Source organism: Allobosea sp. 05T422_2, from assembly GCF_056396265.1.
Genome location: NZ_JBFTLD010000264.1, coordinates 1 through 9336, shown reverse-complemented (window position 1 = coordinate 9336; position 9336 = coordinate 1). Strand labels below are relative to the sequence as shown.

The following is a 9336-nucleotide window of genomic DNA, read 5'->3' as shown; positions in this document are numbered from 1 at the left end:
GCCTTCGAAAAGCCCGATGGCGGCGGCCTCGAAGGAAAGTCCGTCGATGAGCTCGCGGCCGAAGTCAAGAAGATGGTCGATAAGGCCCTCGACAAGGTCAAGGAAGTCGCGGAGAGCGCGGTCTCGGAGGCCAAGGAAAGCGGCAAGCTCGCCAGCAGGACCAAGGAAACCGCAGACGAGGCGCTGCTCAAGTTCAATGGCCTGAACGAGCAGCTCGCGGAGCTGCAGCAGAAGCTTGCCAAGCGCGACAAGGGCGGCGGCGACGACGAGGTGAAATCGATCGGCGAGCAGCTCGTCGACTCCGACGGCTTCAAGGCCTTTCAAGAGGCCGGCTTCTCGAAATCCGCACGCGCCGGTGACGTCCGGATCAAGGCGACACTGACGTCGGCGACCACGGACACCGCTGGCGCCGTCGGTGCCGCGATCGAACGCACCCGCCTGCCCGGCATCATGCCGCTGCCGCAGCGCCGCATGACAGTCCGCGATCTGATCTCGCCCGGCCGGATGGATGGCTCGACGCTGGAGTACATCAAGGAAACCGGCTTCACGAACAATGCCGGCATGGTTGCGGAAGGCGCGGCAAAGCCGTCTTCCGATATCAAGCTGGCGCCGGTGAGCACCTCGGCCAAGGTCATCGCGCACTGGATGAAGGCCTCCAAGCAGGTCCTGTCTGACATCCCGCAGCTGCGCTCGATCATCGATCAGCGTCTGCTCTACGGGCTGGAGTTCAAGGAAGAGCAGCAGCTCCTCAACGGTGACGGTACCGGCCAGAACCTGCTCGGGATCATCCCTCAGGCCACGGCGTTCGCGGCGCCGATCACGCTGACGTCGCCGACTTCGATCGACCTGATCCGCCTTGCCATGCTGCAGGCCATCCTGGCCGAGTATCCGGCGACCGGCCACATCATGAACCCGATCGATTGGGCTTGGATCGAGACGATGAAGGATGGCGAAGGCCGCTATCTGATCGGCAACCCGCAAGGCACGCTCTCGCCGACGCTCTGGAACCTGCCCGTTGTCCAGACGCAGGCGATCTCGGTCGACAAGTTCCTGACCGGTGCCTTCCGTCTCGGCGCTCAGCTCTTTGACCGCTGGGATAGTCGCGTCGAGGCCGGTTACGAGAACGACGACTTCACCAAGAACCTCGTCACGATCCTCGGCGAGGAGCGCCTGGCGCTCGCGGTCTATCGTCCCGAAGCCTTCATCTACGGCGATTTCGGCCGCGTGACCTGATCGGCCCCACTCAGGCTGCATCATCAGGGCCGGCAATTCCGCCGGCCCTCCTCCCGTCCAGGCGGAGAACCACCATGGCCCTGAAAGTTTACGAGGTGCTCCGCGAGCACCATGGCGAAAAGCCCTATGGCGTCGGTGACGACCGCGAGCTCGACGAGGTCGAGGCCAAGCACCTGGTCGATCTGAAGGTGCTGGTGCTGACTGGTAGGAAGCCAGCTGGCCCGCCGAAAGACCCGATCGCAGCCGCAAAGGATCGCGCCGCCGAAGAGCTCTCTGACATCGCGAAGAAGCTTGCCGCAGCGCGCGAGGCCGCTGCAACCGATATCGGCGTCATCACGCAAAAGACGGCTGAGGTCAGGACTGCGGCCGAGGCCGAGATTCAGGCTCTTGCGGTCAAGGTCAGGGAAACGCGTTCGCAGGCCGACATCGAACTTGCCGAGATTGCGGCCGAGATCGCCGCGGCGAAGGCTGAGCGGGATGCTGCCAACAAGGCAGAAACTGCGCCGGCCAACAAGGCCGAGGGCGCAGCCGACGCGAACAAGGCCGGCGGCAAGGCCAAGGCCTGACCGATGCGCATCCTGCCGCCAGTTCTGCTGACGCCGCCGGTTCTGCCTCCCATCTCGCTTGCCGAGGCGAAGGCGCATTGCCGTGTCGATCATGACATCGACGATAGCCGCATCGAGATCGCTATCGCCGCCGCGACGGCGCATCTCGACGGCTATGCCGGCATTCTCGGCCGGGCGCTGGTCACGCAGACCTGGCGGCAGGACTTTCCCTTCTGGCCCGCATCGCGGTCGCTCCGCCTGCCGCTGGCCCCGGTCACGGAGATCGACGAGCTCGCCTATCGCGATGCGTCGGGCGCGAAGCAGATCGTTCCGCCGGCGGCCTATCGCCTGCTCGCCGAAGGCAGCGACCCTTACGTGCTGCTGCCGGCATCCCTCGCGCTGCCCACGCTGGATTGCGCGCCGGATGCAGTCTCGGTCACGTTCAAGGTTGGCTATGGCGCCGACGGCCAGGATGTTCCCGGCCCGCTGCGCGCGGCGATGCTGCTGCTGATCGGCGACATGTATCGCTTTCCCGAAACGGCGGCGCTTGCCACGGCCAATGCCGTGCCAATGACACCGACCGTCGATCGGCTGATCTCGCCCTATCGCCGGGTTTTCATCTGATGCAGTCGGCTGGCCAGCGCACTCACCGCGTCCGCTTCGAGCGGCGCGCCACGGGGCCGAAATCGACCTCCGGCAATGTCGAACAGGGCTGGTCGATGCATGTCGAGTGCTGGGCCGGGTTTCGCCCGAAATTCGGCGGCGAGAAGGTCGCGGCTGGCCAACCGGAAAGCACCTCGGTTGGAACGCTCACCGCCCTGCGCTGGCCCGTGACCGCCGCTGTGACGGCTGCCGATCGCATCGTCTTCGTCGCCGGCGCCTTTGCAGGCAGGGTCTGCCAGATCCTCTCGATCGCGCCGACCCCGGATAATCGGGAAATCGAGTTTCTCCTCGAGGAGGGTTCGCCGACATGAGCCGCGAGAATGCAATGCTCGCCCGCCGCGAGGCGAAGCGACTGCTCATTACAAACGTCAAGATTGCTCTCGCCGCCGCGGCGCATTCTGGAGACCAGTTCGATCGGGATGCGATACGCTTCTCGGTCATCACCATGGGGCACGCATTCATGTCGGCCGGCTGGAAGCCCCGGGTGCGTGTCCCCGCCGGTCGTCGCGCCTGGGCTCTCTAATGCCCCGCGTCACCTTCACCGCCGATTTCGACTGGTATCCGCCCGCATACGCCGGGCGCTACCTGCGGGCCTACAAGGCCGGCTTTACCCTCCTCGTCACCACGCCTTGCGCCGCTGCGGCTGTTGCCGCCGGCCGGGCCGTTCGCCTGAAAGACGACAGCCATGGCGAAGTTCAGCAAGCGGGAAAGCCTGCTGCGGAAAATGGCCGCAATGCCGGCAGCGGTGCGCTCCGCGATCAAACAGGCCCTCGCGCAAGGCGCCGACGAAATGACCGATGAGATGCGGCGGCTTGCCCCGAAAAAGACCGGCAAGCTGCGGGATTCGATCGCGCAGACATGGGGCGGCGGCAAGGTCGCTCATGCCTCGCTGTCGAGCGGCGCGGAGGGCGGCGATCCGGATCTCACGGTCATCATCTCGGCCGGCAACAGCGCCGTGCGCTATGCCCATCTCGTCGAGTTCGGCACGGCGCCGCATCTCAACGGCGGCCAGTTCGAAGGCAGCCAGCACCCGGGCACGGCACCGGAAGCGTTCTTCTTCCCGGCCTATCGGGCGACGAGGCGACGCATGAAGTCGCGGATCAGCCGCGCCACGACAAAGGCGGTGCGCGAGGTTGTCGGCAAATGATCGAGGCAACCCTGCCCCTGCAGATGGCGATCGTCGCCCTGCTCGATGCCGATCAGCCGCTGCGCGACCTGGTGCCCGGCGGCATCCTCGATCGCATCCCCCAGGGGACGCAGCCGCCCTATCTGTTTCCTTCGGGCTGGTCCCAGACCGAGGCCGGGACGGAATGCCTCGATGCCGCCGACGTCGATTTCGAGATCCAGTGCGTCAGCATCGCGCCGGCGCGCGACGAGATCGCGGCGATGGCCGGCGCGGTGGCCCGTGTCCTGCGCCGAGCCCGGCCAGCGATAGCCGGGCTCGGCGACRTCGAGATCTCCTATAGCGGCACGCTCTATTTCCAGGAGCCCGACGGCGTCACGCGCCGGGCCGTGGTCCGCTTCCGCGCCCTGGTCGACGAAGACTAGGCCGGCCCTTTCCGCAACCGATGCCCCCGCCGCCTTCTGGCGGCATTTTCATGAGGAATTGCCATGGCACAGGCTCAGACCTTCCGCCGCTCCGGCCTTCGCGTTCTGCTCGGCGATGGCACTACGCCGACCGAGGACTTCGCAGCGCCGTGCGGCCTGCTGGAGCGCTCGTTCTCGCTGAGCAAGGCGCTCGGCGAAACCAACGTTCCCGACTGCACCGATGAAGACGCGGCGCCCTGGACCGAGCGCGACGTCACCTCGAAGAGCGCCTCGATCGAGGGCAGCGGCGTGCTCGATGCCTCGGCCCTGCCGATCTGGCAGGCATTTTTCGATTCCGACGACTCGAAGAATGTGCGGGTCGAGCTCTGGCGCAACAACGCCAAGGTTGGGCACTGGCAGGGCAAGTTCCACATTGGGACCTTCTCGCCATCTGCTCCTGAAGAGGGGCGTGTCACCGTCCAGATCTCGCTGCAGAGCGACGGCGCCGTGCCGTGGACGATCGCGCCCTGATGGCTGGCGAGAACCGCAACGGGGCCGTCGATCTCGACTTCGGCGACGGCACCCATCGCTTCCGCCTCGCCATGGGCGAGCTCGAGGAGCTGCAGGAGAAGACGGGGGTCGGTCCCTTCGTGCTGCTCGGCCGGCTGATCGCCGGCGAGTGGCACGTGCAGGACGTGACGCAGACCCTGCGGCTCGGCCTGATCGGCGGCGCCATGAAGCCCCCTGACGCGCTCAACCTGGTGCGCCGCTATGTCGAGCAGCGGCCCGATTGGCTGGCGAACGCGGCGCTCGCCAAGCTCGTCGTCATGGCGGCGCTCGCCGGCGCGCCGGAAGAGCAGCCGGGAAAAGGCAGCGGCCGAAGGCCCAGAACGAGGCGCCCGAACTCCCCGACGGACGCCTTGCCTTCGGCACCTATTACGGAACCGCCGGCGCCATCGGCATCGGCGCCGCCGATCTCCGCGGGATGACGCTCTGGCAGTTCGGCGATCTGGTCGACGGCTGGGTCAGGGCGAATAGCGACCCGTCCAAGGAAGGCCTGAACCAGGCCGAGGAAAACAGTCTCTGGGCTCTGGCAAGCGTGGATCATGGCAACTGAAATCGAACGGCTGACGGTCGCCCTCGAGGCGAGCGTCAAGAAATTCGAGCGCGAGATGGGGCGCTCGCGCTCTGTCGTCGCCAAGGCGCTGGGCGATGCCGAGCGCGAGATCTCGGCGCGCGGCAAGTCGATCGAGAACGCCTTTGGCGCGATCGGCAGCCGGGCCAAGCAGGCCTTGGGCGCGCTCGGTGCGGGACTCAGCCTGAACGAGTTTCGCAAGACGGCGGACGAATACACCCGGATCGTCAACTCGCTGAAGGTGGCGGGCGTCTCCAGCGGCGCTTTGCCCGGCGTGCTCGATCAACTCTTCGCCTCGGCCCAGCGCAACGCCGTCCCGCTCGAGGCGCTGGCGCAGCTCTATGGCCGTGTCAGCCAGGCGCAGACAACGCTGAAGGCGACATCCGGCGATCTGCTGGGGCTGACCGATATCGTTGCGCAGTCCCTGCGGGTCTCCGGCACCTCGGCGACGGAAGCTTCCGGCGCGCTGCTGCAGCTCGGCCAGTCGCTCTCCGGCGGCAAGGTCCAGGCCGAGGAGTACAATTCGCTCCTCGACGGCATGTATCCGCTGCTTCAGGCGGCAGCGGCCGGCATGAAGGAAGCCGGCGGCGATGTTTCGAAGCTGACCGGACTGGTCAAGGACGGCAAGGTTTCCTCGGAAGCCTTCTTCCGGGCCATTCAGGCGGGCGCACCCCTCCTCGAGGAGAAACTCGCCGGCGCCACGTTGACGACCGAACAGGCGATGCAGCGCCTGAAAAACGAGTTCACGCTCGCGGTCGGCAAGTTCAACGATGCGATCGGGGTCACGCCCGCCCTCGCGCAGGGGCTGGATCATGTCGCCGGCAGCGTCGCCGGGATAGGTGAAGCCGCGACGGCAGCGACGCTCAAGATCGGCGCCCTGCTAAAGTCGATTTCCGACCTGGCCGCGCAATCCGGCACGGCCATCTCCAATGCGCTCACATCGGCGCAGGCCGACACCGTCCGGACGCAACGCACGATCCTCGAGGCGAAGCTGCGCGGGGCCATCGGCCCGGAGCGCGCCGGCATCGAGGAGCAGCTGCGCAGGCTCGATCAGGGCGCGCAGAACCCCTCGGCCAAGGCCGCTCGCGATGCGGCGGAGCGCGAACGCTTCATCCAGGCCGGTCGCGATGCCGGTGATTTCGGCAACATCCCCGTCGGCATCGGTTCGCCTGGTGCCCCGCAGCCGCCGTCACGTCCTGCCGGCATGGGCGGCCCGAACATCAAGCCGATCTCACTCGCGGACTTCAAGGTTCCCGGCGAGAAGGATGCCAAGGGCGGCGGCTCGTCCAGGAAAAGCCTCGACGCCTATGAGCGCGAGCTCGCCGCCATCCAGAAGCGCACGGCAGCCCTGAACCTAGAAGCAGAAAGCGTCGGCAAATCGACCTTCGAGCGCTCCAAGGCCAAGGCGGCGCTCGATCTGGAGACGGCGGCGAAGAAAGCCAACATCCCGGTCACGGCCGAGCTCAAGAAGGCGATCGACGAAGCCTCGACCGGCTATGCCAATGCAAAGGTCAAGGTCGAGGAGGTCACCAAGGCGCTGGAGGGTTCGCGCGAGGCGCAACGCTATCTCGGCGACGCAGCGACCGATGCGCTCGAGGATCTGATCATCAACGGCGAGAAGGCCGAGGATGTCGTCAAGAACCTCGCCAAGTCTCTGGCCAAGGCTGCCCTGCAGGCGGCGTTGATGGGTTCGGGCCCGCTCGCCGGCGTGTTCGGCACCAAGGGCGCTGACGGCGCCGCTGGCGGCCTGTTCGGCATGTTGATGTCAGGATTCAAGGGCTTTGACGCCGGCGGCTATACCGGCCCCGGTGGCAAATACGAGCCGGCCGGTGTCGTCCATAAGGGCGAGTATGTCTTCGACCAGCAGACCGTGAAACGGCTGGGGCTTCGCAACCTCGAGGCTCTTCGTCGCGGTTACGCCAATGGCGGCGCGGTCGGGATGGCGGCGCCGCATATTCCCACCATTCCAAGCGGCATTCGCGCCGGCGGCGGCGGCATGAAAGTCGTCGTCAACAACACGGCGGCCGGCCAGGTCCGGGCGGTGCCGCAGCAGGATACGAACGGCGATCTGACGGTGATGATCAGCGCCATCGAGAAGAACATCGCCGGCAACGTCGTGCGCGGCCATGGAGCCTTGGCGCCGGCGCTCAGTGCCCGTCAAACCAATCGCCAGCTGAAGGRCTGAGCCATGGCAGTCGCTGTTTGGCCATCGCAGGTTCCGGTGCGCCCGGTCGTCAACGGCATGGAGCTCGGGCAGGGCTTTGTTGCGCCGCTCTCGAGCGAAACCGAAGGCGGCCCGCCGATCATGCGGCCCCGCCCCGGACCGCGTGCGACAGAGATGCCCTGGCGCAGCGAGGCCCTCAGCCCGGCGCAATGGGAGGCTTTCGAGCAGTTCGTCCGGGTGAACCTGCGGCAGGGCACCTTGCCCTTCACCATGCCCGTCTGGCGGCCGGGCGGATTCGTCGCCCGGATCTGCCAGATCAAGGGTGGCGTGTATTCAACCGACCTGTCGGTGGCCTGGCGCGTCCGGGTTTCGCTGACCCTCATCGTCTACAATCTGTGAGCGAGCCATGGTGCTGTCCGTAGCGATGACCGAGGCCTATGCCGTCGCGGATGTTCGGGGCGATCTGCTCCATACGCTTGAACTGGATCACCCGACCTTTCCGCAGCCGTTGCGCTTCGTGTGTGGCGATCGGGTGCCTGGGGTCTTCGAGACGATGACGCTGCCCGTGGCGGGCAATCCGGCAGCGGTGTTCACGGTGGTTGCCTTCAACTGGACCGGGCCCGGCCAGGGCGATGGCGGCACGACGAAGGCGAAAATCCGCGTCGATAACGTCTCGCGCCAGCTACAGGAGCCGCTGCGGGCCGCGATCGTCTCGGGCGCGAAGCTGACCGTGACCTATCGCTGCTACTCGACCAACGACCCGAACAATCCCGAGGTCTATGACGGGCTCAAGATGAGCGACGTCAACCTGAACGCGGTCTCGGCAAACGGTGACCTCTATTACGAGGACATCGAGCTGCAGGCCTTCCCGCGGCAGACCTACAGCCTGCCGCTCTATCCCGCGCTCTACGGGCAGTAGCGCCCCCGCGGACCACCAAACCGTCCCTCGGCCGCCTTCGGGCGGCTTTTCCATGCCCGGGCGCAACTGACCTCATGACAATGACCGACACCGCCACGCTGCAGTTTCTCGCAGCAACAATCGGCCGCGATTACGAGTCGACCGGCCTGCATTGCTGGGAGCTTGTGCGCCAGTGCCAGGCCGTCGTCTTCGGACGGCATCTGCCGCCCGTCCTGGTCGCGCCCGAGCGGATGCGCGAGCTCGTCGACATGATGGAGCTGCGCCATAGCTATCCCGGTTATCGCGAGATCGACGCGCCCGAGCATGGCGCGATCGTCTTCATGACCCGCAAGGGCAATGGCCCTTCACGCGCCGCCTGCCATGCCGGCGTCTGGCTCGATCTCGACGGCGGCGGCGTGCTGCACACCGATGCACCGCACGGCGTCGTCTTCGAGGCCCTAATCGAACTGCAGGCCCGCAACTGGGCCGATCTGAGCTTTTACCTGCCGAAATGACCCAGATCCTTTTCCAGCGTTGCGACGGGAAGCCTGCCGGCGCCCCGGTCGCCCTGCCGCGCGGTCGCCGCCGGCTTTCGACCGTCATGCGCCGTCATGGTGATCGCTCACGCCCGCATATCGTCTCCGTGCATCGCAAGAAGCACCTGCTCGCCGTCACCGACATGTCGGTCCGGCTGCGCAAGCATTGGTGCCATACCTGGCTCGGCCCGCACGACACGATCATCGTCACCTATCTGCCGCAGGGCGGCGGCCAGGCGGGCACCGGCGGCGGCAGCCGGGCCGGCAAGGGCGCGAGCATCGGCCTGCTCGTCGGGGCGATTGCGCTCGCGGCTGTCGGCCAGTTCTGGGCCATCGGTGCGCTGGCGCCGCTGGTCGGTGGCACAGGCGTTGCCGGCGCGATCTGGGCTGCCGGCTCTGCTGCGCTGCTTGCGGGCGGCGGTTACTTGCTCTCGCGCGCCACGCAGGCCAAGGCGAACAAATCCGAGGACAATCGGCCGGTCTACGGCGTCTCCGGCGGAGGCAACCAGCCGCGTTCCGGTGATCGCATCCCAGTCATCTATGGCCGCACCTGGACCACGCCCGATCTCTCGCAGCCGGATTACACCGTCAACGACGGTGACGACCAGGTGCTCTACAAGCGGCTGACGCTTGGC

At 66.6% G+C, this 9336-nt stretch carries 14 protein-coding genes and 1 pseudogene; all 15 read left to right on the top strand.

The features are described 5' to 3' along the window. Nucleotides 1-1233 (top strand): phage major capsid protein (locus AC1DJT_RS30150; protein ID WP_476835487.1); only part of this gene is annotated, 1233 nt, incomplete at its 5' end. A gap of 74 nt (nucleotides 1234-1307) precedes the next feature. Continuing rightward, the gene (locus tag AC1DJT_RS30145) at nucleotides 1308-1799 is read left to right on the top strand and encodes a hypothetical protein (protein ID WP_476770199.1); all 492 of its coding nucleotides are present in this window, start codon (nucleotides 1308-1310) and stop codon (nucleotides 1797-1799) included. Nucleotides 1800-1802: 3 nt separating this feature from the next. Further along, the gene (locus AC1DJT_RS30140) at nucleotides 1803-2402 is read left to right on the top strand and encodes a head-tail connector protein (RefSeq protein WP_476770200.1); all 600 of its coding nucleotides are present in this window, start codon (nucleotides 1803-1805) and stop codon (nucleotides 2400-2402) included. Next, on the top strand, nucleotides 2402-2752 hold the full coding sequence (locus tag AC1DJT_RS30135) for a head-tail adaptor protein (RefSeq protein WP_476770201.1): 351 nt from the start codon (nucleotides 2402-2404) through the stop codon (nucleotides 2750-2752). The genes AC1DJT_RS30140 and AC1DJT_RS30135 overlap by 1 nt, the downstream gene beginning before the upstream one ends. Then, a complete protein-coding gene (locus tag AC1DJT_RS30130) occupies nucleotides 2749-2964 on the top strand; it encodes a hypothetical protein (protein WP_476770202.1) in 216 nt (71 codons plus the stop codon). Before AC1DJT_RS30135 ends, AC1DJT_RS30130 begins: the two co-directional genes overlap by 4 nt. Nucleotides 2965-3126: 162 nt before the next feature. Next, the gene (locus AC1DJT_RS30125; RefSeq protein ID WP_476770203.1) at nucleotides 3127-3588 is read left to right on the top strand and encodes an HK97-gp10 family putative phage morphogenesis protein; all 462 of its coding nucleotides are present in this window, start codon (nucleotides 3127-3129) and stop codon (nucleotides 3586-3588) included. Next, nucleotides 3585-3989, top strand: a complete 405-nt coding sequence (locus tag AC1DJT_RS30120) for a DUF3168 domain-containing protein (protein ID WP_476835486.1) — start codon at nucleotides 3585-3587, stop codon at nucleotides 3987-3989. The genes AC1DJT_RS30125 and AC1DJT_RS30120 overlap by 4 nt, the downstream gene beginning before the upstream one ends. A 63-nt stretch (nucleotides 3990-4052) precedes the next feature. Continuing rightward, nucleotides 4053-4499 (top strand): phage tail tube protein, encoded by a 447-nt coding sequence (locus tag AC1DJT_RS30115; RefSeq protein WP_476770205.1) that lies wholly within the window; start codon nucleotides 4053-4055, stop codon nucleotides 4497-4499. Then, complete coding sequence (locus tag AC1DJT_RS30110) at nucleotides 4481-4957, top strand: gene transfer agent family protein (protein WP_476770206.1); 477 nt, start codon at nucleotides 4481-4483, stop codon at nucleotides 4955-4957. Before AC1DJT_RS30115 ends, AC1DJT_RS30110 begins: the two co-directional genes overlap by 19 nt. Next, nucleotides 4954-5085, top strand: coding sequence for a hypothetical protein (locus AC1DJT_RS30105; RefSeq protein ID WP_476770207.1), 132 nt, complete (start codon nucleotides 4954-4956; stop codon nucleotides 5083-5085). The genes AC1DJT_RS30110 and AC1DJT_RS30105 overlap by 4 nt, the downstream gene beginning before the upstream one ends. After that, nucleotides 5075-7288, top strand: coding sequence for a tape measure protein (locus AC1DJT_RS30100; protein WP_476835485.1), 2214 nt, complete (start codon nucleotides 5075-5077; stop codon nucleotides 7286-7288). Before AC1DJT_RS30105 ends, AC1DJT_RS30100 begins: the two co-directional genes overlap by 11 nt. A 3-nt stretch (nucleotides 7289-7291) precedes the next feature. Further along, the gene (locus tag AC1DJT_RS30095) at nucleotides 7292-7666 is read left to right on the top strand and encodes a hypothetical protein (protein ID WP_476770209.1); all 375 of its coding nucleotides are present in this window, start codon (nucleotides 7292-7294) and stop codon (nucleotides 7664-7666) included. Between the two features lie 7 nt (nucleotides 7667-7673). After that, complete coding sequence (locus AC1DJT_RS30090; RefSeq protein ID WP_476770210.1) at nucleotides 7674-8186, top strand: DUF1833 family protein; 513 nt, start codon at nucleotides 7674-7676, stop codon at nucleotides 8184-8186. Nucleotides 8187-8266: 80 nt separating this feature from the next. Next, nucleotides 8267-8680 carry a hypothetical protein gene (locus AC1DJT_RS30085; RefSeq protein ID WP_476770211.1) on the top strand — a complete coding sequence of 138 codons (414 nt, stop codon included), beginning with the start codon at nucleotides 8267-8269 and terminating at the stop codon, nucleotides 8678-8680. Continuing rightward, nucleotides 8677-9336: pseudogene (locus tag AC1DJT_RS30080) on the top strand (host specificity factor TipJ family phage tail protein); the annotation flags it as partial. The gene AC1DJT_RS30085 and the pseudogene AC1DJT_RS30080, both read left to right, overlap by 4 nt.

Excerpts from the sequence above, each read along its gene's own strand:
- AC1DJT_RS30130 (WP_476770202.1), top strand. The coding sequence starts at position 2,749 with ATGAGCCGCGAGAATGCAATGCTCGCCCGCCGCGAGGCGAAGCGACTG.
- AC1DJT_RS30135 (WP_476770201.1), top strand. The coding sequence starts at position 2,402 with ATGCAGTCGGCTGGCCAGCGCACTCACCGCGTCCGCTTCGAGCGGCGC.
- AC1DJT_RS30090 (WP_476770210.1), top strand. The coding sequence starts at position 7,674 with ATGGTGCTGTCCGTAGCGATGACCGAGGCCTATGCCGTCGCGGATGTT.
- AC1DJT_RS30085 (WP_476770211.1), top strand. The coding sequence starts at position 8,267 with ATGACCGACACCGCCACGCTGCAGTTTCTCGCAGCAACAATCGGCCGC.
- AC1DJT_RS30115 (WP_476770205.1), top strand. The coding sequence starts at position 4,053 with ATGGCACAGGCTCAGACCTTCCGCCGCTCCGGCCTTCGCGTTCTGCTC.
- AC1DJT_RS30145 (WP_476770199.1), top strand. The coding sequence starts at position 1,308 with ATGGCCCTGAAAGTTTACGAGGTGCTCCGCGAGCACCATGGCGAAAAG.
- AC1DJT_RS30105 (WP_476770207.1), top strand. The coding sequence starts at position 4,954 with ATGACGCTCTGGCAGTTCGGCGATCTGGTCGACGGCTGGGTCAGGGCG.
- AC1DJT_RS30095 (WP_476770209.1), top strand. The coding sequence starts at position 7,292 with ATGGCAGTCGCTGTTTGGCCATCGCAGGTTCCGGTGCGCCCGGTCGTC.
- AC1DJT_RS30125 (WP_476770203.1), top strand. The coding sequence starts at position 3,127 with ATGGCGAAGTTCAGCAAGCGGGAAAGCCTGCTGCGGAAAATGGCCGCA.
- AC1DJT_RS30140 (WP_476770200.1), top strand. The coding sequence starts at position 1,803 with ATGCGCATCCTGCCGCCAGTTCTGCTGACGCCGCCGGTTCTGCCTCCC.